We start from the raw sequence: 23937 nt of genomic DNA, 5'->3' as shown, positions 1-23937 counted from the left end.
CCCGAATGACGATGCGCCCGCTGGCCCTGCTTGCCCTGCTGCTGCTTGCGCTTCCCGCGCGGGCGCAGCAGCTCCCGCCCGAACAGACGGCGCTGAAGGCGCATGTCCAGTTCCTCGCGTCGGACGCGCTGCGGGGGCGTGAGGCAGGCACGCGCGATTATGATCGCGCAGCCGAATATGTCGCCGCGCAGATGCTGGCGGCGGGCCTCACTCCGGCGGGCGAGAAGGGCAGCTGGTTTCAGCCGGTCAAGCTCACGCACTACCGCCCTTCGGAAAAGGCGCGCTGGACGCTCACGCGCGGCGGTGCTGCGATCCCGCTCCAGTTCGGGATCGATTTCGTCAACGGCGCAGTCCCCGCCACCCCCGATTTCACCGCCGAGGGCGGAATCGTCTTCGCAGGCTATGGCGTGGTCTATCCCGAGGCGCAGATCGACGATTATCGCGGGCTCGACGTGCGCGGGAAGATCGTCGCGATCCTGGGCGGGCTGCCCTCGGGCATCCCCAACGATGTCGCCGCGCACCTCTCGGACGACGAGCAGAAGGCCCGCTTCGCCGAGGCGCGCGGCGCCCGGGCCGTGATCGTGCTCGAATCCGCCGCCGCCCGCGCGGACATGCCGTTCGAGACGATCGTGCCCTTCTGGAACTATGCGCGCTCGGGATGGGCAGGTCCGGACGGCCGCGCCAACATGATCTCGCCGGGCGCGCCGGTGGTCGGCTATGTCGGCCCGGCCGGCGCGGAGAAGCTGTTCGCCGGATCGGCGATCCGCTGGCGCGACGTGCTCGCCGCCGAGCGCCAGGCCAAGCCGCTCCCGCGGGGACCGCTGACCGGCACGCTCCGCGTCGCCAGCAAGACCAGCGTGACGATGCGCGATACGCGCAACGTGATCGGGATGATCGAGGGCAGCGATCCCGCGCTCAAGAACCAGTATCTCGTCCTCTCCGCACATCTCGACCATGTCGGCGTCGGCGAGGCGGTGAACGGCGACGCGATCTACAACGGCGCGATGGACAATGCCGTGGGGGTAGGAATGATCCTGGAGATCGCCCGCGCCTTCCGGAAGTCCGGCACGCGCCCGCGCCGCTCGATCCTGTTCGTCGCGCTCACTGCCGAGGAGAAGGGGCTGATCGGATCGGACTATTTCGCCCGCCACCCCACCGTCCCGCGCGAGGGGCTGATGGCCGATCTCAACATCGACATGCCGATCTTCACCTACGCGCTTCAGGACCTGGTGATCCTGGGCGGCGAACGCTCGACGCTCGGCCCCGCCCTCGCCGCCGCCGCCGCGACCGAGGGGCTGAAGACCGTGCCCGATCCCGAGCCCGAGGAGATGTTCTTCGTCCGCTCGGACCATTACAGCTTCGTCCAGTCGGGCATTCCGGCAGTCTCGATCGACACCGGACCGGGCGGAACCGGCGCGGTGGACCAGCGCGCATTCCTCGACCAGCATTACCACAAGCCTTCGGACGACCTGTCCCTGCCCTTCGACTGGGCCTCCGCCGCCAAATACCTGCGCGTCACCTACACCGCCGCGCGCGCGATCGCCGATGCCCAGGAGCGCCCGCGCTGGAACAAGGGCGATTTCTTCGGCACCCAGTTCAAGGGCTATGGGGCTGAGTAACCTCGAACCTCCCCGGCACGGGGAGGGGAACCATGCGAAGCATGGTGGAGGGGGAGCGCCACAAGCGATTCCGGTGTGGAGGCCCCCCTCCACCACACCGCTTCGCGGCGCGGTCCCCCTCCCCGTTCCGGGGAGGATCTAGATGCGCCTCTTCATCTTCGGCCTGGGCTACACCGCCTCGCGTATCGCCACCCGGCTTGAAGGGCGAGGTTGGCGCGTAGTGGGCGCCACCCGCGCCGATTTCGCCGATCGCGAACGCACCGCCTTCGAGATCGCGCACGCCACCCATATCCTCTCCTCGGTCCCCCCGGGCGAGGACGACCCGGTCCTCGCCGCCTATGGCGCGGAGATCGCGGCAAGCGGCGCCGCACTCGCCTATCTCTCCTCGACCGGAGTCTATGGCGATACCGGCGGCGCCTGGGTCGACGAGAGCGCGCCGGTGGGGCTCGGCCGCCGCAGCACCCGTGCCGCGGCCGACGCCGCCTGGCTGGCAATGGGTGCGCGCGTGTTCCGCCTGCCGGGCATCTACGGCCCCGGCCGCTCGTCGCTCGATCGGGTGCGGACAGGCAGCGCACAGCGGATCGACGTGCCCGGCCAGGTATTCAGCCGAATTCATGTCGACGACATTGTCGAGGGCGTGGTGGCAGGGCTCGGCGCGCCACCCGGCGCCTACAACCTCGCCGACGATCTGCCCGCGCCGCAGTCCGACGTGATCGCCTATGCCTGCGCGCTGCTCGGCCTTCCCGTCCCGCCGCTGGTGCCGATCGGCGCTGCACGCCTCAGCCCGCAGGCGCGCGCCTTCTATTCGGAGAACCGCCGCGTCGCGAACTTGAAGGCGAAGCGCGTGCTAGGCTGGCGGCCGCGCTACCCCGATTACCGGTTGGGCCTGCGCGCCCTCAGCGCGATCACCAGCCCCACCAGCACCAGCACGCCGCCCGCGCCCGCTAGCCACGACCAGCGATAACCCTCGAACAGAGTCGAGAGCAACATCGCAATCACCGGGATCAGCACGCTCGTATAGGCCGCCTTGGCGGGCCCGATCGCGCGGATCAGCTGGTAATAGATGGTGAAGGTCAGTGCCGATCCGAGCACGCCCAGATAGAGCGTCCCTGCGATATAGCCCCAGCGCGCCTCGAACACCGGCGGGCCCACGGTGGCCAGCGCGAAGGCCGCGTCCGCGGTCGCGCCGATCAGCATCGCCCAGGCGAGCACCGTCGCCATCGGATAGGCCCTCGCAGTGTCGGTCGCCTGCATCACATTGGCGACCGATGCCGAGAGCACGCCCGCCAGCGCGATTCCGATCCCGAGCAGCGCCTGATGCGGCCCCACCGGGCTCAGCCGCGCCTCGTGGACGAACAGCAGCGCGATGCCGGCCATCGCCACTGCCGATCCGATCAGCAGCGCGCGCCCCATCCGCTGACCCAGGAATATCCGCGCGAGCAGCGCATTGGGCACCAGCAGCAGCGCATAGACGATCGCCACCACGCCCGAGGTGATGTGCTGCTCGGCGCGATAGACGAAGTTGAAGTTGAGCACGAACTGCGCGAGCCCCAGCGCCGCCGCGAACACCCAGCCGCGCAGGTCGAGCAGCAGCCGGTCGCGCCGGATCGCCGCCCAGGCGAGGATCACCAGCCCCGCCACCCAGAAACGATAGGCGACCGACCAGCTCGGCGGCACCACCGCGAGCTGATCGCGGATCACCAGCCAGGTCGATCCCCAGATCAGCGTCACCACTGCGAAGGGAATGAGCACGTCGAGCCGTGCCGAGCGCGGAGGGATGCGCTCCATCGGTGCCGGATCCTTCGGCGGCGCGATGGGAGTGATCCGCCTCACAGCCGTGCGATCGCCTCGGCCAGCGGACGGATCGCGTCTTCGGACTGGTGCCATGACGTCACCAGCCGCACCTCGCCCGGCGCCCAGTCGTAGAAGTCGAAACCCAGCGCGCGCAGTGCCGCCGCCTCTTGCGGACTCGCGCGCAGGAACACTTCGTTGGCTTCGACCGGATAGACCAGCCGCGCGCCCGCCGCCTCGCCGAGCAGCCGCGCCCCCGCATTCGCCGCGTGCGCATTGGCGAGCCACAGGTCATCCTCGAGCATCGCCAGTATCTGCGCGGCGAGGTAGCGCCCCTTGGAGAGCAGCAGCCCGGCGCGCTTGCGGCGGTAGAGCGTCGCGTCCACAAGTTCGGGCTTGAAGAACACCAGCGCCTCGGCGCTCATCCCGCCGTTCTTGACGAAGCCGAAGCTCAGCACGTCGACACCCGCGCGCCACGTCACCTCGCCGGGATGGCAGCCGAGATGCGCCACGGCATTGGCGAAGCGTGCGCCGTCCATGTGCAGCCCCAGCCCGCGGCGCTTCGCCAGCGCACCGATCGCCGCGACTTCGTCGGGGGTGTAGACCAGCCCATATTCGGTCGCGTTGGTGATCGAGATCGCGTGCGGCTGGACCTGATGGACATCGTCGCGGATTCCCGCGAGCACCACATCGAGCGCCGCGGGCGTCAGCTTGGCCCCCGGCCCCTCGACCAGCACCAGTTTGGCGCCGTGGGTGTAGAATTCCGGCGCGCCGCATTCGTCGTTCTGGATGTGCGCGTCGCGGTGGCAGACCACGCTGCCGTGCGGGGGGCACAGCGCCGCCAGCGCCAGCGCATTGGCCGAAGTGCCCGAGGGCACCCACAGCGCCCGCACCGCGGTTCCGAACAGATCGGAAAAGGCGCTGTCGAGCCGCTTCGACCAGCCGTCGCCGTCATAGGCAGTGTCGAGCACATTGGCGTCGACCATCGCCTCGAGCACCTGCGGGCAAACGGGAGCGGCGTTGTCGGAGAAGAAGCGCATACCCGCGCATTGCGAGCCCGCGCCGCCAAGGTCAACCGAGCAACCGGCGACCCGACCGGCATTCACCCTGACCTGCTCTCCTCCCTTGCAAGGGAGAAGAATGGATGGGGCCTCCCTTACTCGCCTGGCGGCGGGGGAAGGCCCTCGTCCTCCATCGGCACCGGCACCGGGGTTTCGTCTTCAGGGAAACCCTCGCGCGGGCGGATCACGTCGGTGTCGATCTCCGAGCCGTCGATGAACATCTCGACGCCGTTGAGCACTTCGTCGAGCGTCATCGCATTATCCTCCGGCTCCTCCACCGGCGGGGGCGGCGGCAGCTTGAGGTCGAGCGCGCGGACCATGAAGTCGCGCCAGATGCGCGCCGGAATGCCGCTCCCCGAAAGCCCCGGATTGGGCGAATTGTCGTCGTTGCCCAGCCACACGCCGACCACCAGATCGCCCGCATAGCCGACGAACAGCGCGTCGCGGCTGTCCTGGGTCGTGCCGGACTTGCCGAACGCCGGCACCGGCAGCCGCGCGCTGCGCCCGGTGCCGCCTTCGATCACCGAAGCGAGCATCGAGCGCATGTCGTCGAGCTCGCGTGCGCCGAAGCGCGTCGCCCCGCCCAGCCGCAGCGCGAGCCAGTCGTCCGCCGCCTCCTCGTCGCTCAGCCCCTTGGGACGCACCGGATAGCTGCCGTTGGCGACCGCAGCGTAAGCGGCGGTGAGCTCGAGCAGCGACACGCCCGAAGTGCCGAGCGCGATCGAAGCCTCGTTGGCGATCGGCGTCGAGATGCCCAGGTCGCGCGCGGCGCGGATCACGCGCCCCACGCCGATCTCCGCCGTCAGCCGCGCCGCGACGACGTTGCTCGATTTGGCGAAGGCCTGGCGCAGCGTGATCTTGCCAGCGTAGCGCCCGTCGCTGTTCGCCGGTGTCCATTCGCCGATCGTCACCGGCGAATCGTCGACGATCGTATCGGGGCTCATCCCCGATCGCAGCGCCGCGAGATAGACGAACAGCTTGAAGGTCGATCCCGGCTGGCGCCTCGCCTGGGTGGCGCGGTTGAACGGGCTCTGGCGATAGTTCCTGCCGCCCACCATCGCCACCACGCGCCCGTCGGGCCGCATCGCCACCAGCGCGACTTGCGACTGGCGCAGCCCTGCCGCTGCCACTGCGCGTTCGGCAGCGCGCTGGATGCCGCTGTCGAGCGTGGTGCGCACCGTCTGCTCGGTCGAGACTCCACCCGCCCGGTCGCGCGCCTGCGGGAGCACCCAGTCGGCGAAATAGGTGCCGTTGGGCAGTTCCTTGCTCTTGGCCACCTTGAGCACCGCCGGCCGCACGCCATCGCCCTCGGCCTCGCTTAGCAACCCCGCGTCGACCATCGCCCCCACCACCAGCTTCTGCCGCTCGCGCGCACCTTTCAGGTTGCCCGTCGGTGCGAGCCGGCTCGGCGCCTGCACCAGCCCGGCGAGCAGCGTCGCCTGGCTGATCGTCAGATCCTCGGGATCGGTGCTGAAATAGTGCCGCGCAGCCGCGCGCAGCCCATAGACATTGTCGCCGAAATAGACGTTCGACAAATAGCGCGAGAGGATCTCCTCCTTCGACAGCCACGCCTCGAGCCAGAAGGCGATCAGCACCTCCCGCATCTTCCGCGTGATCGTCCGGTCCTGAGTCAGGAAGGCGTTCTTGGCGAGCTGCTGGGTGATCGTGCTCCCGCCCTGCGATCCGCCGTCCGACGTCGCATTGTGGATCATCGCGCGCAAAATGCCGCGCGGATCGACGCCCAGATGGCCGTAGAAGCGCCGGTCCTCGATCGCGACGAACGCATCGCGGACATGATCGGGCAGCTTCGCCGCGTCGACCGGGTCGGCGATCACCGCGCCGCGCCGCGCGATCGGCGTGCCGTCGGATGCGAGCAAGGTGATCGAGGGCGGCGCCGGCGGCTGGAGCGATTTGGAGAGCGGCGCAGTGAGCGCCAGCCACGCGACCGCGAGCACGAACAGTATAATCAGCGCGCCGATCCCGCGCGTCACCCAGCGCCAGTAATTCCGCGCCCGCGGCGGCGGACCTGCATCGCCGCCTGCGAGCTCGGGCTCTTCAGGTTCCTGCGGCGGAGGCGGCGGAGGCGGACTTCGCCGGAAGAAGCCGCGCGAGCGTTCGGGCTCCGCCAGATGGCCCGCGCCCCGCACTTCGATCGCCGGTTCGGGAGTCATTTCGCGCCACTGCGCAGCGACGCGCGCGTCTCCCGCGTTCAACTTGGGCGCGGGCTCGAACCCGGCCTGCCTGCGGAGGGGAAAGCGACCGTCGCTGGGGCCGGGTTCGCGGGACATCTGCTGCAACTCTAACGCGTTGAAGGGGCTCGGGGAAGCGTGCCCCCTTACACGCCGTGCCGTCGTTCGGACCCGATTAGCCCAAAGACTGTGTTAGTGCAATAATACAGATGAACTCCGAGCCTGTCCGGGATGCGCCCTGCGGCATTCCCAAACAAACCTCTCAAGCTTCCAGCTCCACGTCCCAATAGAGCCAGTCGCGCCAGGTGTCGTGGAGGTGGTTGGGCGGAAAGCGCCGGCCATGCTCCTGGAGCTGCCAGCTCGTCGGGCGGATCGGCTGGATGTGGAGCGGCATCGCGGCCTGCTTCGGGGTGCGCCCGCCCTTGCGGAGGTTGCACGGCGCGCAGGCAGTCGCGACATTCTCCCACGTGGTGCGCCCGCCTTGGGCGCGGGGAATGACATGATCGAAGGTGAGGTCGCGCGGGCTTCCGCAATATTGGCAGGCAAACTTGTCGCGGAGGAAGAGATTGAAGCGCGTGAAGGCGGGGAATTGCGAGGGTCTTACATATTGTTTGAGCGCGATCACCGAAGGAAGCTTCAGTGTCGCGCTGGGACTTCGCACTTCCCGCTCGTAATAGGAGACCACGTCCACGCGGTCGAGGAAGAGCGCCTTGATCGCGGTCTGCCACGGCCACACGCTCAGGGGATAATAGCTGAGCGGCGTGTAATCGGCGTTCAGCACCAGCGCCGGGCAGCCGTCCGGATGTCGGATCAGATCGGGATGGTACATACGCGCCCTCGCCCTCTCTTTGCTGCCCCGCCTCTCGCCGAGAAGCGTGACATGGGCATGACAGCACAGGCCGCGACTCGTGGTCAAGGGCCGGTTTCGTGAATGTGACCACCCGATTCGCGCCGAGCCCCACCGGCCGCCTCCACCTCGGCCATGCCTGGTCGGCGATTGCAGCGCATGATTTCGCGCGCGCGCACGACGGCCGTTTCCTGCTGCGCATCGAGGATATCGACGGCACCCGCAGCCGCCCCGAGCATGTCGATGCGATTTTCCGCGATCTCGAGTGGCTCGGGCTCGGATGGGACGGCGAAGTGGTGTTCCAGTCGCAGCGGCTGGCGCTCTACGAACAGGCGCTCGATCGGCTGCGTGAGCAGGGCCTGCTCTACCCCTGCTTCTGCACCCGCGCCGATATCGCCGCCAGCCTGAGCGCCCCGCACGGGCCCGAAGGGGCGGTCTACCCGGGGACCTGCCGGGGGCTCGATGCGCCCGACCTGACGAAGCCCCACAGCTGGCGTCTTGATGTGGCGAAGGCGCTCGCAAATCTCCCTCTCCCCGCCGGGGAGAGGGAAGGGGCCCGCGCCGAAGGCGTGGGAAGGGAGAGGGGCACTCCGCCCGCCACTGCCCCTCTCCCTTCCGCCGCTACGCGGCTCCCTCCCTCTCCCCGAGGGGGAGAGGGATTATACTGGCACGACGCCTTCGCCGGCCAAATCCGAGCGGACCCGCTCCCCCACGGCGACGTGATCCTCGCGCGCAAGGACGCCCCCGCCTCCTATCACCTCGCCGTCACCGTCGACGATGCCGCCCAGGGCGTCACGCACGTAATCCGCGGCATGGACCTGTTCGCCGCCACCCATGTCCACCGCCTGCTCCAGGCGCTGCTCGGCCTGCCCACCCCCGAATACCGTCACCACCCGCTGCTCCTCGGCCCCGACGGGCAGCGCCTCGCCAAGCGCCACGGCGCCCCCACGATCGAAGCGCTGCGGCGCGCCGGCGAAGACGGCCCGGCCCTTGCCGAAGCGCTGCGCGCCGGCCGGCTCCCGGTTGGCTTCGCCGCGGCAAAGGAGTAGGCGTCCCCCCATGAACCTCTTCCTCGTCCTGCTCCTCGTGGCCGCGATGATCGCCACGGTCGTCGCGCTGGTCCGCGGCGTGGTGATCTTCCTGCGCACCACAGAGGCCGATCTGAAGGGCGAGGGCCCCAGCACCCCCAGCCTGCGCTCGAACAAGATGATGCAGCAGCGCATCTTGTGGCAGGCAGTAGCGATCGGCATCATCATGGTGATGCTCCTCTTCGCCTCGGCGAAGGGATGAGGCTTCCGGCCCTCCCCCGTCTGTCTCCCCTCCCTGCAAGCAGGGAGGGGAGACAGACATGGTAAAGCTCAACAAGATCTACACTCGCACCGGCGACGACGGCACCACCGGCCTCGTCGACGGCTCGCGCGTCTCCAAGGCCGACGCATTGATGGCCGCGATCGGCGATGTCGACGAGGCGAACAGCGCGATCGGCGTCGCCCGCGCGGCACTCGGCGACGGCCCGCTCGAGCCGATCCTGGCGCGCATCCAGAACGATCTGTTCGATCTCGGCGCCGATCTGGCGACACCGACAGGAATCGAAGGCGCGCTTCGCATCGTTCCCGATCAGATCGCCTGGCTGGAAGCGCAGATCGACTCGCTCAATGCCGGCCTCGCCCCGCTCACCAGCTTCATCCTTCCCGCAGGCGAGTCCGGCACTGCCGCGCTCCACCTCGCCCGCGCCGTCACGCGCCGCGCCGAGCGTGCCGCAGTCGCCGCACAGGCCGACGCGCTGCCGCTTGCCTATCTCAACCGGCTGTCCGATCTCCTCTTCGTCGCCGCACGCGCCGCCAGTCGGGACGGCCCCGGCGAAGTGCTGTGGGTGCCCGGGGCATCGCGCTGAATTGATCGGCTCCGGTTGACGCGCACGACTTGCGCGGCTAGGAGAACATAATGCGAACGAAAACGGGTTCCCGTCCGGCTCCGTCCGCGCTTGCGTCGCAGCTCGCGCGCACGCGCGCGCTCAGTGAGGCGCTCGTCCGTCCGCTTTCGGATGCCGATGCGACGATCCAGTCGATGGACGATGCGTCACCCGCCAAATGGCACCTGGCGCACACGACATGGTTCTTCGAAACCTTCGTGCTGCGCGATCATGTTCCCGGCTACCGGCTGTTCGACGATCGCTGGCCGTTCCTGTTCAACAGCTATTACGAAGCCGAGGGGCAGCGCCACGCGCGTCCGCGCCGCGGCATGCTGTCGCGGCCGGGCCTCGACGAAATTCTCGCCTATCGCGCGCATGTGACCGCCGCACTGATCGACGCGCTGCCCGATCTTCCCGATGCGGCGCAGGCGCTGGTGGTGCTCGGCTGCAACCACGAGCAGCAGCATCAGGAATTGCTGCTCACCGACATCCTCCATCATTTCTCGGTCAATCCGCTCGAGCCCGCGATGTGGCCGGGTGCCCCCAAGGTGCCGGTCGCGATGCCCGGCCCGATCGGCTGGATCGAGGGTGCGGCGGGGGTGGTCGAGATCGGCCATCAGCTTGAGTCAACCGCAGTCGAAGAACTGCGAATCGAGTCAAGCAAGTCAACCAGTCGCTCAACCGATCGGTTGAACTTCGCCTTTGATTGCGAAGGCCCGCGCCACCAGGCGCTGCTCGCGCGCCACGCGATCGCCGATCGTACCGTCACGAACGGCGAGTGGGCGACCTTCATCACGAACGGCGGTTATCGCGATCCCCGGCTGTGGCTGGCGGACGGCTGGGCATGGGTGCAGGCCGAGGGGATCGAAGCCCCGCTCTACTGGCGGCAGGAGGACGGCGTCTGGACGCGTTTCGGGCTCGACGGCCGCCGCCCGATCGATCCCGCTGCTCCGGTCACCCATGTCAGCTTCTACGAGGCCGACGCCTATGCCAGCTGGGCCGGCGCGCGGCTCCCCACCGAGTTCGAATGGGAAGCCGCGGCCGCGGGACACGATCCCCATTCGGGCAACCAGCTCGACGCGGCAGGCCCGGTCGAGCCGCGGCCCGCGTCTTCGGGTCCGGCCTTCTTCGGCGATGTCTGGGAATGGACCGGCAGCGCCTATCGCCCCTATCCGGGCTTCCGCGCTGCCGAGGGCGCGGTCGGCGAATACAACGGCAAGTTCATGAGCGGCCAGTTCGTGCTGCGCGGCGGCAGCTGCGCGACTCCACGCGGCCATCTGCGCGCGAGCTACCGCAACTTCTTCTATCCGCACCAGCGCTGGCAGTTCACCGGCGTACGCCTGGCAAAGGATCTGTGATGTCCATTTATCGTCATTCCCGCGAAAGCGGGGGCCCATCTCCCGCCGCCTCAGCAAGCGGACCCGTTCGGAGATGGTTTCCCGCTTTCGCGGGAATGACGTTTGAAGGTGCCGGGCGATGCTGAAGCAGGAAGCCGAGGATGGCCAGTCGGGAATTGCCGACCCCAATTTCCGCGCCGACGTTCTGAATGGCCTCGCCGCACATCCGCGCGCGATCCCGGCGCGCTGGTTCTACGATCGCCGCGGCTCGGAGCTGTTCGAAGCGATCACCCGGCTTCCCGAATATTACCCGACCCGCACCGAGACCGCGCTGCTGATGCAGATCGGCCCACAGCTCGGCGCGCTCGCCGCGCCCGATGCCGCGGTGGTCGAGTTCGGCTCGGGTTCGTCGGCCAAGACCCCCATCCTGCTGCGCGCGATCGATCCCGCCGCTTATGTGCCGATCGACATCTCGGGTGCTTTCCTCCGTCACTCGGCGCGCGAATTGTCGCGCGGGTTTCCCAGACTCCCGGTGTACCCCGTCGAGGCCGATTTCCTTCGACCGGTGCCGCTTCCGCCCGAGGTCGCCGGACTGCCCAAGCTCGGCTTCTTCCCCGGCTCGACGATCGGCAACATGCAGGCCTTCCATGCAGTCGATCTGCTCCGCGCGATGCGCGAATGGCTCGGCGAAGGCGCGCGGCTGCTGATCGGGATGGACCGGATCAAGTCACCCGACATATTGATCCCGGCCTATGACGACGCCCAGGGCGTCACCGCCGCGTTCAACCTGAACCTGCTCGAACGGATCAACCGCGAGCTCGGCGGGACAATCCCTGTCGACGCCTTCCGCCACCGCGCGATCTGGAATGCCGATGCTGCCCGAATCGAAATGCACCTGGAGGCGACGCGCGGCGTGGATTTCGAGGTCGACGGCCGCGCCTTCTCGATGACCGCGGGCGAGACGATCCACACCGAGAACAGCCATAAATACGGCCCCAACAGCGGCCGGATGCTGCTCAGCGCCGGCGGCTGGACTCCAATCGAGGAATGGACCGACCCGCAGGGCTGGTTCGCGCTGACACTATGCGAAGCGCAGCCGATCCGCACCGCCCCCTGAGCCCCTATCCGATCGCCGGGCGAGGCGATAGGAGAGCGGCGACGACGGGAGAGACGGCATGAAGACAATCGGCGTGATCGGTGCAGGGCAGATGGGCGCGGGGATCGCACAGGTCTCGGCGCAGGCCGGCTATGCCGTGCTGCTCTCCGACATGGATCTCGTCCGCGCCGAAGCGGGCAAGGCCGGGATCGCCAGGCAGCTCGCCCGCGCGGTCGAGAAGGAGAAGGTCACCGCGGCCGATGCCGAGGCGGCGCTGGCCCGGCTCCAGCCCGTGTCAGACGTGTCGTCGATGGCGCCCTGCGATCTGGTGATCGAAGCCGCGACCGAGCGGGAGGCGATCAAGCGCCAGATCTTCGAGAATGTCGGCAAGGTGCTCGGGCCCGAGGCGATCCTCGCCAGCAACACTTCGTCGATCCCGATCACGCGCCTCGCCCAGGCAGCGCCCGATGCGAGCCGCTTCATGGGCGTCCATTTCTTCAATCCGGTGCCGGTGATGGGCCTCATCGAGCTGATCCGCGGCCTCGCCACGTCGGACGCCACCGTCGCCGCCGTCGAGGCGTTCGGCCAGTCGCTCGGCAAGCGCATCGTGCACGCCAACGACGCGCCCGGCTTCATCGTCAACCGTGTGCTCATGCCGATGCTCAACGAAGCCTGCTTCGCGCTCGGCGAGGGCGTCGCGACGATTTCGGACATCGACGCCGCCTGCCAGCTCGGGCTCAACCATCCGATGGGCCCGTTCACGCTCGCCGATTTCATCGGGCTCGACACCTGCCTCGAAATCACGCGCGTGCTGTTCGAAGGCACCGGCGATCCCAAGTTCCGCCCCGCGCCGCTGCTCGTGAAATATGTCGAGGCCGGCTGGTACGGCCGCAAGACCAAGCGCGGCTTCTACGACTATTCCGGGACCGAGCCCGTGCCGACGCGCTGAGAAGGCTCGGCCAGCACGATCAGCGACAGCCCCGGCGGCAGCGGCACCCGCCCCACCAGGTGCCGCTCGAGCTCGAAGATCTTCTCGAACGCCGTGTTGAGCGGCTTGGCCGGCGGCGAATCATCGCTGTCGTCCTTGCCCATCAGCTTGCCGGCGAAGCGCGCCGCCACCGCGACCGGGAACAGCAGCGAATTGAAATAGCCGAGCTTCCGCCACTCCAGCCCCGCCGCACGCAGCGCCGCGGCGAGCGTCGCCTTGGAATAGCGCCGCTTGTGATGGTTCACCACGTCGTGCGCGCTCCACATCCACTGGTGCGCGGGCACGGTGATCAGGATCTTGCCGCCAGGCTTCAAAGCCTTGGCGATCGCCTTCAAGGCACCGACGTCGTCCTCGACATGCTCGACCACATCGAGCACCGCGACGAGATCGTAGCTGCCGGCCTCGACTCCGACGAGCTCGGGAAGCGGCGAGGTGCCCACCGGCTTGCCCAGCCGCTCGCTCGCCTTGGCGCGCGCAGTCTCGTCGATCTCGATCGCGTCGACTTGGCCGAACTGCGCGAGCATCGGCAGATTGTGCCCGGTGCCGCAGCCGATCTCGAGGATGCGGGCATGCGCCGGCAGCGCGCCGAAGCGCATCAGATAGTCCGAAAGGATCTCGCGCCGGGCGCGGTACCACCAATGGGTGGTGTCGTGCGCAGCCATGCGCTCGTAGACGACGCGGTCCATTATTTGAAAACCCAGACACGGTTGAGCGCGAAGGTGGCGAGCGGCGTCACGAACAGGATCGGGATCAGCGGCCACCACCAATCGCCGTCGAGCATCGAATCCTCGGTGAGCACCCACACGAAAAGGCTGTTGAGCCCCAGGCTCACCAGGCTGACCACGAAGAAACGGCTGCCCGTCCTGGCGACATTGCCGCGTTCGCCGTGCCCGCGGAAGCTCCAGCGGCTGTGGAGGAAATAGCCGGTCACCATCGCGAAGAAATAGCCGGCGAGATTGGCGAGCGAAGGCGAGACGATCTCGTACTTGGCGAGCGGCGAATAGACGATGGCATAGACAGCGGTCGCGATCCCGCCGCTGATGCCGAAGCGCACCAGCTGGCCGATCAGCCCGTCCGTCACCATCGATTCCATTCGTTGCAGGAACGCCGTCACTGTAGCTTGCCCTCGCGCAAGGGGTCGCCCTAATGCGGAGCGCGAAGCGAGGGAAGCGATTTTGAAGCTCAAGCCGATCCGCGGTTTCCGCCTGGACCAGGAACTCGACCGGCATTGGCTGGCATGGATGCTGGTCTGCTGGGCGGCGATCGTCGCCTGGTATCTGGTTCAGCGCCAGGGCAACATCTATTGGCTCGTCCTCGGCGACACCGACGACAATATGCGGCTGATGCAGGTCCGCGCGCTGCTCGCCGGGCAGGGCTGGTACGATCTGCGCCAGTATCGCCTCGATCCGGCGCTCGGCGGGTTCGACATCCACTGGTCGCGCATCCCCGATCTGCCGATCGCCGGCCTGATCCTGCTGCTCAAGCCCTTCATCGGCACCGCGGCGGCGGAGAAATGGGCGTGCGGCATCGCCCCGCTGCTGCCCCTCACCCTTGCGATGACGGGCCTTACGCTCACCGTCCGCCGCCTCGTCGCGCCTTTTGCCTGGCCGCTCGCGATTCTGGTGCTCCTCGGCTGTGCCTCCACGCTCGGCATGTTCACCCCGATGCGCATCGACCACCACAACTGGCAACTCGCCTGCCTGGCGATGACCGTCGCCGGCCTCGCGGATCCAAAGCGCGCGCGGGGCGGCGCCACGGTGGGGGTTTCGAGCGCCGTCTCGCTCACCATCGGGCTCGAGATGCTGCCCTATTGCGCGATGGCAGGCGCGATCATAGCGCTGCGCTGGGTATGGGATGCGGGAGACGCGCGGCGGATGCGGGCCTATGGCCTCACGCTCGGCGGCGGGTCCGCGCTCGGCTTCGCGCTGTTCGCATCGAACGCCAACCAGGTCGCGCGGTGCGACGCGCTCACGCCGGTATGGCTCTCGGTGACGGTGGCCGCCGGCGCCCTGCTCTTCGGCCTTTCGCTTCTCGGCCCACGGCAGCGCTGGGCCAGGCTGTTGCTCGCCGGGCTTGCCGGCAGCGCGATCGTCGCCGGCTTCGTGCTGCTCTTCCCGCAATGCCTCGGCCGCCCCGAGCAGGTGTCGGACGAGCTCGCGCGTACCTGGCTCAACAACGTCCGCGAGGCGCGGCCGATCTACCGCCATCCGCTCAAGACCGGAATCCCGCTGGCGGTGCTCCCCGCGATCGGCTTAGTCGGCGCGATCATCGCTGCCTGGCGTGCGCGGCGGAGCCCCCAGGCGGTCGCCTGGGCAGCGATCGCGCTGTTCACTGCCTTCGCCGGCGCGATGCTGTTCTGGCAGGTGCGCGCCGGGCCCGCTGCGCAGATGCTGAGCGTGCCCGGTGCAGTGGCGCTGCTGTGGCTGGTGGTGCCGTGGTTTCTTTCGCGCCGCTCGCCGCTGGTCCGCGTGGTCGGGGCGGTCGTGGCCTTCCTGATCCTCTCGGGGCTCTTCGCCGGCTTTCTGATCCGCTATCTTCCCGGAGACAAGCCGGGGAGCTCAGGCCCCAACCATGTCGCGCAGGCCAATGCCGCCTGCGCGCGCATGAGTTCGCTGCTCCCGCTCAACGCCGTGCCGCGCGCGACGCTGTTCACGCATGTCGACATGGGGCCACGGCTGATAGCGATCACCCACCACGATGGCGTCGCGGGCCCCTATCACCGCAACGGCGCGGCCATCCTCGACGTGCACCACGCCTTCACCGGACCGGCGAGCGGCTTCCGCACGATCGCTGCGCGGCACGGCGCATCCTATCTGCTGATCTGCCCCAATATGGCCGAGACGACGGTCTATCGCGCGCGCAGCGCCAGGGGCTTCTATGCCCAGCTTCACCGCGGGCAGGTGCCGAAATGGCTGGAGCCGGTCGAACTGCCCAGGAACTCGCCGTTCCGGCTGTGGCGGATCCGCTACGATCTGCCCGACGCGCCGGTCAGTGCCCGCCCAGCGCCTGCCCGGCCACCAGTGAAGCCCTGATCCCGTCGATCACGAACTGCACGGCGAGGGCGCCGAGCAGCACGCCCAGCAGGCGCGATACCACCGCCTCGATCTTTGCCCCCACCAGCCGCATCAGCGGCCCCGCGGCGAGCAGCGCGGCGAGCGTGAGCAGCAGGATCGCGAACATCGCCGCGAGTACCACCAGCGTGCGCTCGGCGCCATGGCTCTGCGACATCAGCAGCATCACCGATGCGATCGAGCCCGGTCCGGCGATCATCGGCATCGCCATCGGGAAGATCGAGATATCGGTGACTTCATCGGCCTTGATCTTCTCCGCCCGGTCCTCCCGCCGCTCGGTGCGCTTCTCGAACACCATCTCGAGCGCGATCAGGAACAACATGATCCCGCCTGCGATGCGGAAGGCGTTGAGGCTGATCCCGAGCGCGCCGAGCAGCGCTTCGCCGAACAGCGCGAATCCGAGCAGGATCACCGCAGCGACCACCACCGCGCGCACCGCCATCGCGCGACGATGGACCGCACTCGCGCCGCTGGTCAGCCCCGCGAAGATCGGCGCGCAGCCAGGGGGATCGATCACCACGAAGAAAGTGACGAACGCGGAAATGAAGAGCTCGATCATCTGGACGCCGCGGGAAGACGTGGTCCGTTGATGACGTCAAAGCCGGGATCGACGATCGCAGCGCCCACCACCGCCGGGGTCACAGCGCGTCTTCGTCCAGTGCCACGACTTCGCGCCGATGCGCCGCCACCAGCGTATTGCGGAGCAGGCAGGCGATCGTCATCGGGCCGACCCCGCCGGGCACAGGGGTGACCGCCCCCGCGACCGACGCAGCACTATCGAAATCTACGTCGCCGACGAGACCATCCTCGGTGCGATTGATGCCCACGTCGATCACGGTCGCGCCGGGCTTGAGCCATTCACCCTTCACAAATCCCGGCCGTCCCACTGCCGCCACGACGATGTCGGCGTGGAGCAGATAGTGCGGCAGATTGCGTGTGCGCGAATGCGCGACAGTGACGGTGCAGTTCCTGGCGGTGAGCAGCGCAGCCATCGGCTTGCCGACGATGTTCGAGCGGCCGATCACCACGGCATCGAGCCCCGAAATATCACCCAGCCGGTCCTCGATCAGCATCAGGCAGCCCAGCGGGGTGCAAGGGACGAACCCCGACAATCCCGTTGCGAGCCGGCCGGCATTCACCGGGTGGAACCCATCGACATCCTTGTCCGGATCGATCCGAAGCAGCACTTCCTGCGCGTCGAGATGCGCGGGAAGCGGGAGCTGGACGAGAATGCCGTCAACCGCCGGATCGGCATTCAGCTGGTCCACCAGCCCAATCAGCGTCGCCTGATCGACATCGGCGGGCAGGCTGTGCTCGAAGCTCTCCATCCCGGCTTCGCGGGTCGCCTTGCCCTTGCTGCGGACATAGACCGCCGATGCGGGGTCCTCACCCACCAGCACCACCGCCAACCCGGGCGCACGCCCGGCCGCCGCGTGAAACGCGGGGACGCGCTCCGCCACTCGGGCCCTCAGCCCCGCCGCAAATAGTTTGCCGTCGATCAGTGCCGCACTCATGGCGCATTTCCATAGAGGCTGGCGGCGATCTCTGCCAGCGCCCTCGTTTCGCCCGTGATCCGCAGCCGCTTGATCCGCGCGGTCTCGCCCGCGATCAGCGTCACTGCCCGCTTCGCGACCCCGAACTGCTTCGCGACCAGTGCCAGCAACGCGTCGTTGGCCGCGCCTTCGACCGGCGGCGCAGTAAGCCGCGCGGCGAAATGTTCGGCGGTGCCGGGGAGCAGCGCTTCGCGCGACACGCGCGGCGTCACGCGCACCGCTATCTCGATCCCGTCGCTGCGCGCTGCCCAGGCGGCGCCGGATCGGCTCAGATCGAGCCGCCCATGGCAGCACGATAAAGCGCGGGCATCACCGCCTGCTGGATGATCAGCAGGATCACCAACACCACCATCGGCGAAAGGTCGAGCCCGCCGAAATCGGGCAGGATGCGCCGGATCGGCCGGTAGAGCGGCTCGGTGAGCGTCCGGAGCGCGCGCCAGATCGAACCGACGAACTCGTTGTAGGTGTTGATCACGTTGAACGCGATCAGCCAGGACAGGATCGCCTGGACGATGATGATCCACCAGAGCACGTTGAGCAGGATCTGGAGGATGTCGAGGATCAGGATCAAACCCGGTTCTCCGCTGAAGGGAATTTACGACTAGATAGCGTTGCAGTCAGGCATGGACCAGTGTGCCGGCCCCGCGCCGCGTGAAGATTTCGAGCAGCATCGCGTGCGGCACGCGTCCGTCGAGGATCACCGCCGCGTCCACGCCGGCCTGGACCGCCGCCACGCAGGTCTCGACCTTGGGGATCATCCCGCCCGAGATCGTGCCATCGGCCTGAAGCTCGGAAATGCGCGCGGGATCGAGATCGGTGAGCAGCTCGCCCGACTTGTCGAGCACCCCTGCGACATCGGTGAGCAGAAAGAAGCGCTTGGCGCCGCACGCCCCCGCGATCGCTCCCGCCATCGTATCCGCATTGATGTTGTAGGTGTGGCCGTCGGCGCCGAGCGCGATCGGCGCGACCACCGGAATGAAGCCCTGCGCGGACAAAGTCCTGAGCAGAGAGGGATCGACCGCGACCGGCTCGCCGACGAAGCCCAGGTCGACGTGGCGCTCGATGCCCTGGAGCGGGTCGGGCTCGCGGCCGTTCACCTTCTCGGCGGTCACCAGCCCCGAGTCCTTGCCCGAGATGCCCACGGCCTTGCCGCCCGCCTGGCCGATCCAGCCGACGATCTCCTTGTTGATCGAGCCCGCCAGGACCATTTCCGCGATCCGCGCGGTCTCCGCGTCGGTGACGCGCAGCCCGCCGACGAACTTGGATTCGACGCCCAGCCGCTTGAGCATCGCCCCGATCTGCGGACCGCCGCCGTGGACGACGATCGGGTTGATGCCCACTGCCTGGAGCAGCACCATGTCCTCGGCGAAGTCGCGCGCGAGCTCGGGATCGCCCATTGCGTGCCCGCCATACTTCACGACGAAGGTCGCGCCGGCATAGCGCTGCAGATAGGGCAGCGCCTCGACGAGCGTTTCGGCCTTGGCGAGCATCGCCGGATCGGGTGCGTTGTCGGTCATGCGCGCGCCTTTAGGGCAAAGTTTCGCCCAGTGCGAGCCCGGCACCTGGAGCGCCAACGTCCTAGAGCGGCCGCCGTCCGTCCAGCGTGCGGCCGAGCGCCACGAACAGATAGATGAGCACGGGCACCAGCACGGCGCTGAGCACCACCTTGGCGAGCATCTGCCCGACCAGCAGCGACCCGATCGGGAAATCGCCCGCAAAGGCCAGCGTGACGAAGATCAGCGTGTCCACGATCTGGCTCAGCACCCCCGCCACTCCGGCCCGCAGCCACAGCAGCTTGCCCTGGCCCGATTTCATTGCGCTGAAGATGGTCACGTTGAGCGTCTGCGAAACACCGTATGCGACGATCCCGGCGCCCCAGATCCTCCACGTGGTCCCCAGCACGAGCTGGATCGAATCGCGGTATTGCGGCTGCATCTCGGGCGAGGCCGGAAGCGACCAGACGAGATACGACAGCACCATCGAGACGATGAGCGGGACGAAGCCGAACTGCACCAGCCGATTGGCGGTGGGGCGTCCATGGAGCTCGGCGACCGCGCTCGACACCGCCACCAGCAGCAGGAAGGCGAAGATCCCCGCTTCCACTGCAAGCGGCCCCACGCCTGCCCAGGTGCCGATCGCCGAGACCGGCCCCAGCGACACCTGCTTGTTGCCGAGCACGCCGGCGATGCAGACCATGCCGCCGTAGAAGATCGAGAGGAAGAAGAGCGAGCGCGTGATCTGGGGGCGGATTTCCATCGGCGGACGCTAGCGGGAAACTTGGGGTCGAGAAAGGGGCCGCGCCTCCGTACGAAACCCGCGCTGGCGCGGCGCAGTGCAGCGTGTATGGTCCCGCTTTCGCCGGCTGAAGATCCGGCACTGGGGCGCGACTGAAATCCGGATGACTCACTTTCCGATCGGCATTTTCGGCATCTTGGCGATTCTCGGCATCGCCTTCCTGCTTTCCAGCAACAAGCGCGCGATCCGGCTGCGCGTGGTCGGTGCGGCCTTTGCGCTCCAGGCCGGAATCGCGCTGCTCGTGCTGCGCACCGGCTGGGGCCAGGCGGCGCTCCATGGCATGTCCAACGGCGTCTCCGCTTTGCTCGGCTATGCCGGCGCCGGCACCAGCTTCCTGTTCGGCCCACTGGCCAAGCCCGAGCTCGGCGGCCAGAGCTTCGCCATCGCCGCGCTGCCGGTGATCATCTTCTTCGCGGCGCTGGTTTCGATCCTCTACCACCTCGGGGTGATGCAGTTCGTTATCCGCTGGATCGGCGGCGGCATCGAGAAGGTGGTGGGCACGACCAAGGTCGAATCGCTGTGCGCGGCCGCGAATATCTTCGTCGGCCAGAGCGAATCGCCGCTCGTCATCCGCCCCTATCTCGCGCGTCTCACGCCTTCGCAGCTCTTCGCGGTGATGAGCGTGGGCATGGCCGGCGTCGCGGGCACGATCCTGGCGGCCTATGCCAGCCTGCTCGGCCCGGCCTCGCTCCCTTATCTGCTCGCCGCCTCGTTCATGGCCGCTCCGGGCGGGCTTCTGATGGCCAAGATCATCATGCCCGATGAGCTTGCACTCGCGGACGGCGCACTCCCGCTCGGCGACGATGCCGAGGAGGAAGCCATCAAGGTCGCCGAGCATGACCTGGAGGAAGAGCGCGCAGCCAATCTGATCATGGCCGCGGCTACCGGAGCCTCGACCGGCGTCAAGATCGCCGTCGCGGTCGGCGCGATGGTGCTTGCCTTCGTGGCGCTGGTCGCACTCGCCAACGGCCTGCTGGGCGGGTTGGGAAACTGGGTCGTCTATGCCAGCGGGAACGCCGCCTGGGCCCAGCCGTTCGCGGACCTCAGCTTCCAGAAGATCATCGGCACGCTCTTCGCGCCGGTGATGTACCTGCTCGGCATATCGTGGCACGACGCAGTGGCGGCCGGCGGGCTGTTCGGCACCAAGATGGTGCTCAACGAGTTCGTGGCGTTCATCGAGCTGGGGCAGATGACCGACCTTGCGCCGCGCACCGTTGCCATCATCACCTTCGCGCTGTGCGGCTTCGCCAATTTCAGCTCGATCGCGATCCAGATGGCGGCGACGGGAAGCCTCGCCCCCAACCAGCGGCCGATGATCGCCAAGCTGGGCATCCGCGCGCTGATCGCGGGCAGCCTCGCCAATCTGATGAGCGCCGCGCTCGCCGGGCTGCTGCTGCCCTGAGAAGCCGAGCCATAGCTCCAACGGGAAAGGAAGGAATTCCCGCCGAAGCTATCCGTTCAGTCTTCCACCGGTTCGTGCCGGATCGTCTGTGGTGAGACGCTGACTTCGCCCGAATCCTCGAAGCGATAGCCGAGCGACGCATGCCCCTTCACCGGCCCCGCCACATCGGCGACGATGTAGAGCGGGCGCCGCTTCGATTCGACGTAGAGCCGGCCGAGATACTCGCCGATCAGCCCAAGCACGAACATCTGCACCGCGCCGAGCACCACCACCACCAGCATCAACGAGGTCCAGCCGGGGATCGCGCGCCCAAACAGCCAGCCGACGAGGATGTAGAGCACGAGCAGCGCCGAAGCGCCGGTGAGCAGCAGCCCGACATGGCTCGCGAAGCGCAGCGGCGCAGTCGAGAAGCCGGTGATCGCGTCCAGCGCGAAGCGGATCATCTTGGCGAGCGGGTATTTGCTCTCGCCGGCGTGGCGCTCGTGCCGGTCGTAGACGAAGGGCACCTGCTTGAACCCCACCCACGCCACCATGCCGCGGATGAATCGCGCCTGCTCGGGCAGCGACAGGAAAGCGTCGAGCGCGCGCCGCGTCATCAGCCGGAAATCCCCGGTGTCGAGCGGGATCGGCGTATCGGTGATCCGATCGAGCATGCGATAGAAGAAGGCGGCGGTGATCTTCTTGAAGATCGTCTCGCCGTCGCGCTTGCGCCGCACCGCATAGACTACGTCCGCCCCCTGCGAGCGCATCGCCGCGCGCATGTCGGTCAGCAGTTCGGGCGGGTCCTGCAGGTCCGCGTCGATGATCAGGATTTCCTCGCCCGCGCACAGGTCGAGCCCCGCCGTGAGCGCAAGCTGGTGGCCGTGGTTACGCGACAGGTTGATCGCGATCAGATGCGGATCGCTCGCCGAGAGCTGCTGCATCACCTTCCAGCTCGCGTCGCGCGAACCGTCGTTGATCAGCACGATCTCGTAATCTTCCCCCACCGCCGCCTTCGCGGCAGCCGAGACGCGCGCATGGAGCAAGTCCAGGCACGCCTCTTCATTGTAGCAGGGGATGACGATCGAGAGCTTAGGCCGCTTCATAGGGCGGGCTGTCTAGAGTAGTTTTGAAACCGCTTGTATCCAGAAAATCCCGTCCGCCCTGAGCTTGTCGAAGGGCACCGTACCTCTGGTTCCGCACTGCGCGCCTTCGACAGGCTCAGGGCGAACGGAAAGCGAGTGAAACCTAGACGGCTTCGGAGGGCTGAGTGGTCCAGCCGAGCCGCGGGATGGTGATCGAGCGTTTGCCGGCAAGATCGACACGCGTCACGAACAGCTCGCGGCTCTCGATATAGCTCAGCAGCCGGCGAACGCGGCCGAGCGAGCTGGTGCCATAAGTGGCGGCGATTTCGGCGTCGCTGGGACAGGGTTCGCCTTCGCGCGCGGCGCGGGCGATCAACAGGAACGGGCCCAGCATATCGTCGGGAAGCGCGCGCGCTGCCTCCAGCGCCTGCGACCATTCCGCATCGGGATCGCCGTGAATGCCGGCGCGCGCTGCCGAGAGCCGCCGGACGAAGCCCGAAAGATCAAGCGGCGGTCGCGCCAACCCCACCATCCGGCACCGCACCAGGAAATCCTGATAGAGCACCGAAGGCGAGCGATAGGTCGATTCAGAATCCTCGACGATGTCGCGCAGGACGTCGGCAATCCGCGCTGCCGCTTCCTCAGGCTCGATTTCAGGCGCCGCCTCGGCGGGCTCCGGCACCGAGCGCGCGAGCGCTTCGATCAGCCGTTCGGAAGCGGTCTGGGTGGGTACCGGCGCTGCAGGCGGCGCCGGCGGAGTCCAGCTCGGCTCGGCGGGCGCGAGCAGCAGGCCCTTGAGATCCTCGGTCGGAGCCTCGGGGAGCGGCGTCAGCTTCGGGCTCGAGCTGCGCGCGCTGGTCTCGACTGCGCCGATCTGCACCGCGATCGGCCGCCGCGAGACTGCGGGGCCGAGCGCGAGGAAATGTCCGCGTTGCAAGTCGCGGATCGATTCCGCCTGGCGCCGCTCCATTCCCAGCAGATCGGCAGCGCGCGCCATGTCGATATCGAGGAAGGTCCGCCCCATCAGGAAGTTCGACGCTTCGGCCGCGACATTCTTTGCCAGCTTGGCGAGCCGCTGGGTGGCGATCACTCCCGCGAGCCCGCGCTTGCGCCCGCGGCACATCAGGTTGGTCATCGCCGAGAGCGACGCGCGCCGCACGTCCTCGGCCACTTCGCCGCCGCCCGCCGGCGCGAACAGCTGCGCCTCGTCGACCACGACGAGCGCCGGATACCAATGGTCGCGCGGCGCATCGAACAGGCCGTTGAGGAACGCCGCGGCGCATTTCATCTGCCCCTCGGCCTCGAGCCCTTCGAGACTCAGTACCACCGAGGCGCGGTGCTCACGGATGCGCGAGGCGAAGCGCGCCACGTCGCGCTCGCTATGCTCGGACGCCTCGATCGCGAGATGGCCGTAGCGGTCGCTCAGCGTCACGAAGTCGCCCTCGGGATCGATCACCACCTGCTGGACATGGCCCGCCGCCTGTTCGAGCAGCCGGCGCAGCAGGTGCGACTTTCCCGACCCCGAATTGCCCTGGACGAGCAGACGGGTGGCGAGCAACTCCTCGAGATCCATCGACACGGCTGCCCCGCCCGTGTCTTTCCCCATTTCAACCCGGACCGTCATTCGCCTCCGCTTTGGCGGATCGAGGGGCTTTGCCGCAAGGCTGTCGTGCGGCGATTGGCCGCAAGCCTGTGGATGAGCTTGCCGCGGC

At 68.0% G+C, this 23937-nt stretch carries 24 protein-coding genes; 10 read left to right on the top strand and 14 right to left on the bottom strand.

Features of this window, described 5'->3' with window-relative positions:
• Positions 1–5: 5 nt before the first annotated feature.
• A complete protein-coding gene (locus tag ACMGDH_RS03520) occupies positions 6–1619 on the top strand; it encodes a M28 family peptidase (protein ID WP_436826528.1) in 1614 nt (537 codons plus the stop codon).
• Positions 1620–1761: 142 nt separating this feature from the next.
• Entirely contained in the window at positions 1762–2583 is an 822-nt protein-coding gene (locus ACMGDH_RS03515; RefSeq protein ID WP_436826527.1) for a Rossmann-fold NAD(P)-binding domain-containing protein, read from the top strand.
• Here the strand turns inward: ACMGDH_RS03515 and ACMGDH_RS03510 are convergent.
• The 4 genes from ACMGDH_RS03510 to ACMGDH_RS03495 all read right to left on the bottom strand — a co-directional run bounded on the left by ACMGDH_RS03510 (position 2493) and on the right by ACMGDH_RS03495 (position 7489).
• Complete coding sequence (locus ACMGDH_RS03510) at positions 2493–3407, bottom strand: DMT family transporter (RefSeq protein ID WP_436826526.1); 915 nt, start codon at positions 3405–3407, stop codon at positions 2493–2495. The two genes, ACMGDH_RS03515 and ACMGDH_RS03510, sit on opposite strands and share 91 nt — an antisense overlap.
• A 41-nt stretch (positions 3408–3448) precedes the next feature.
• Entirely contained in the window at positions 3449–4450 is a 1002-nt protein-coding gene (locus ACMGDH_RS03505) for a threonine aldolase family protein (protein ID WP_436826525.1), read from the bottom strand.
• A 116-nt stretch (positions 4451–4566) separates the two neighbouring features.
• Positions 4567–6642, bottom strand: coding sequence for a transglycosylase domain-containing protein (locus ACMGDH_RS03500; protein WP_436826524.1), 2076 nt, complete (start codon positions 6640–6642; stop codon positions 4567–4569).
• 280 nt (positions 6643–6922) lie between these two features.
• Entirely contained in the window at positions 6923–7489 is a 567-nt protein-coding gene (locus ACMGDH_RS03495) for an HNH endonuclease (protein ID WP_436826523.1), read from the bottom strand.
• Positions 7490–7587: 98 nt separating this feature from the next.
• Here ACMGDH_RS03495 and ACMGDH_RS03490 point away from each other — a divergent pair, with 98 nt between their 5' ends.
• From ACMGDH_RS03490 to ACMGDH_RS03465, 6 genes are all read left to right on the top strand, one after another.
• Complete coding sequence (locus ACMGDH_RS03490; RefSeq protein WP_436826522.1) at positions 7588–8556, top strand: glutamyl-Q tRNA(Asp) synthetase; 969 nt, start codon at positions 7588–7590, stop codon at positions 8554–8556.
• Between the two features lie 10 nt (positions 8557–8566).
• Positions 8567–8797: a twin transmembrane helix small protein gene (locus tag ACMGDH_RS03485; protein WP_436826521.1), complete on the top strand. Its 231-nt coding sequence runs from the start codon at positions 8567–8569 to the stop codon at positions 8795–8797.
• Positions 8798–8855: 58 nt separating this feature from the next.
• Positions 8856–9401: a cob(I)yrinic acid a,c-diamide adenosyltransferase gene (locus ACMGDH_RS03480; RefSeq protein WP_436826520.1), complete on the top strand. Its 546-nt coding sequence runs from the start codon at positions 8856–8858 to the stop codon at positions 9399–9401.
• Positions 9402–9451: 50 nt separating this feature from the next.
• A complete protein-coding gene (egtB, locus tag ACMGDH_RS03475) occupies positions 9452–10777 on the top strand; it encodes an ergothioneine biosynthesis protein EgtB (RefSeq protein ID WP_436826519.1) in 1326 nt (441 codons plus the stop codon).
• Between the two features lie 118 nt (positions 10778–10895).
• Positions 10896–11873 (top strand): L-histidine N(alpha)-methyltransferase, encoded by a 978-nt coding sequence (gene egtD / locus ACMGDH_RS03470; RefSeq protein ID WP_436826518.1) that lies wholly within the window; start codon positions 10896–10898, stop codon positions 11871–11873.
• Positions 11874–11931: 58 nt separating this feature from the next.
• Positions 11932–12801, top strand: coding sequence for a 3-hydroxyacyl-CoA dehydrogenase NAD-binding domain-containing protein (locus ACMGDH_RS03465; RefSeq protein WP_436826517.1), 870 nt, complete (start codon positions 11932–11934; stop codon positions 12799–12801).
• Here ACMGDH_RS03465 and ACMGDH_RS03460 read toward each other — a convergent pair.
• Positions 12768–13526, bottom strand: a complete 759-nt coding sequence (locus tag ACMGDH_RS03460) for a class I SAM-dependent methyltransferase (protein ID WP_436826516.1) — start codon at positions 13524–13526, stop codon at positions 12768–12770. The genes ACMGDH_RS03465 and ACMGDH_RS03460 overlap by 34 nt on opposite strands.
• The gene (locus ACMGDH_RS03455; protein WP_436826515.1) at positions 13526–13954 is read right to left on the bottom strand and encodes a GtrA family protein; all 429 of its coding nucleotides are present in this window, start codon (positions 13952–13954) and stop codon (positions 13526–13528) included. The genes ACMGDH_RS03460 and ACMGDH_RS03455 overlap by 1 nt, the downstream gene beginning before the upstream one ends.
• Before the next feature lie 127 nt (positions 13955–14081).
• Here ACMGDH_RS03455 and ACMGDH_RS03450 point away from each other — a divergent pair, with 127 nt between their 5' ends.
• A complete protein-coding gene (locus tag ACMGDH_RS03450) occupies positions 14082–15872 on the top strand; it encodes a DUF2339 domain-containing protein (RefSeq protein ID WP_436827215.1) in 1791 nt (596 codons plus the stop codon).
• Here ACMGDH_RS03450 and ACMGDH_RS03445 read toward each other — a convergent pair.
• The 6 genes from ACMGDH_RS03445 to ACMGDH_RS03420 all read right to left on the bottom strand — a co-directional run bounded on the left by ACMGDH_RS03445 (position 15829) and on the right by ACMGDH_RS03420 (position 19720).
• Positions 15829–16470, bottom strand: a complete 642-nt coding sequence (locus ACMGDH_RS03445) for a MarC family protein (RefSeq protein ID WP_436826514.1) — start codon at positions 16468–16470, stop codon at positions 15829–15831. The genes ACMGDH_RS03450 and ACMGDH_RS03445 overlap by 44 nt on opposite strands.
• A 79-nt stretch (positions 16471–16549) precedes the next feature.
• The gene (folD, locus tag ACMGDH_RS03440) at positions 16550–17425 is read right to left on the bottom strand and encodes a bifunctional methylenetetrahydrofolate dehydrogenase/methenyltetrahydrofolate cyclohydrolase FolD (protein ID WP_436826513.1); all 876 of its coding nucleotides are present in this window, start codon (positions 17423–17425) and stop codon (positions 16550–16552) included.
• Positions 17422–17694, bottom strand: a complete 273-nt coding sequence (locus ACMGDH_RS03435) for a DUF167 domain-containing protein (protein ID WP_436827214.1) — start codon at positions 17692–17694, stop codon at positions 17422–17424. Before ACMGDH_RS03435 ends, folD begins: the two co-directional genes overlap by 4 nt.
• Before the next feature lie 38 nt (positions 17695–17732).
• Entirely contained in the window at positions 17733–18035 is a 303-nt protein-coding gene (locus tag ACMGDH_RS03430) for a YggT family protein (protein WP_436826512.1), read from the bottom strand.
• Between the two features lie 46 nt (positions 18036–18081).
• Positions 18082–18981 (bottom strand): acetylglutamate kinase, encoded by a 900-nt coding sequence (gene argB, locus ACMGDH_RS03425; protein ID WP_436826511.1) that lies wholly within the window; start codon positions 18979–18981, stop codon positions 18082–18084.
• Between the two features lie 61 nt (positions 18982–19042).
• A complete protein-coding gene (locus ACMGDH_RS03420; protein WP_436826510.1) occupies positions 19043–19720 on the bottom strand; it encodes a queuosine precursor transporter in 678 nt (225 codons plus the stop codon).
• 142 nt (positions 19721–19862) lie between these two features.
• Here ACMGDH_RS03420 and ACMGDH_RS03415 point away from each other — a divergent pair, with 142 nt between their 5' ends.
• Positions 19863–21161: a NupC/NupG family nucleoside CNT transporter gene (locus ACMGDH_RS03415; protein WP_436826509.1), complete on the top strand. Its 1299-nt coding sequence runs from the start codon at positions 19863–19865 to the stop codon at positions 21159–21161.
• Between the two features lie 56 nt (positions 21162–21217).
• Here the strand turns inward: ACMGDH_RS03415 and ACMGDH_RS03410 are convergent, their stop codons facing one another.
• Positions 21218–22246: a glycosyltransferase family 2 protein gene (locus ACMGDH_RS03410; RefSeq protein WP_436826508.1), complete on the bottom strand. Its 1029-nt coding sequence runs from the start codon at positions 22244–22246 to the stop codon at positions 21218–21220.
• Between the two features lie 142 nt (positions 22247–22388).
• The gene (locus ACMGDH_RS03405; RefSeq protein WP_436826507.1) at positions 22389–23849 is read right to left on the bottom strand and encodes a helicase HerA domain-containing protein; all 1461 of its coding nucleotides are present in this window, start codon (positions 23847–23849) and stop codon (positions 22389–22391) included.
• Between the last annotated feature and the right edge of the window lie 88 nt (positions 23850–23937).

Origin of the sequence: Sphingomonas radicis (genome assembly GCF_051400635.1) — a bacterium.
Taxonomy (GTDB): Bacteria; Pseudomonadota; Alphaproteobacteria; order Sphingomonadales; family Sphingomonadaceae; genus Sphingomonas.
This window is presented reverse-complemented; position numbering and strand designations above follow the sequence as displayed.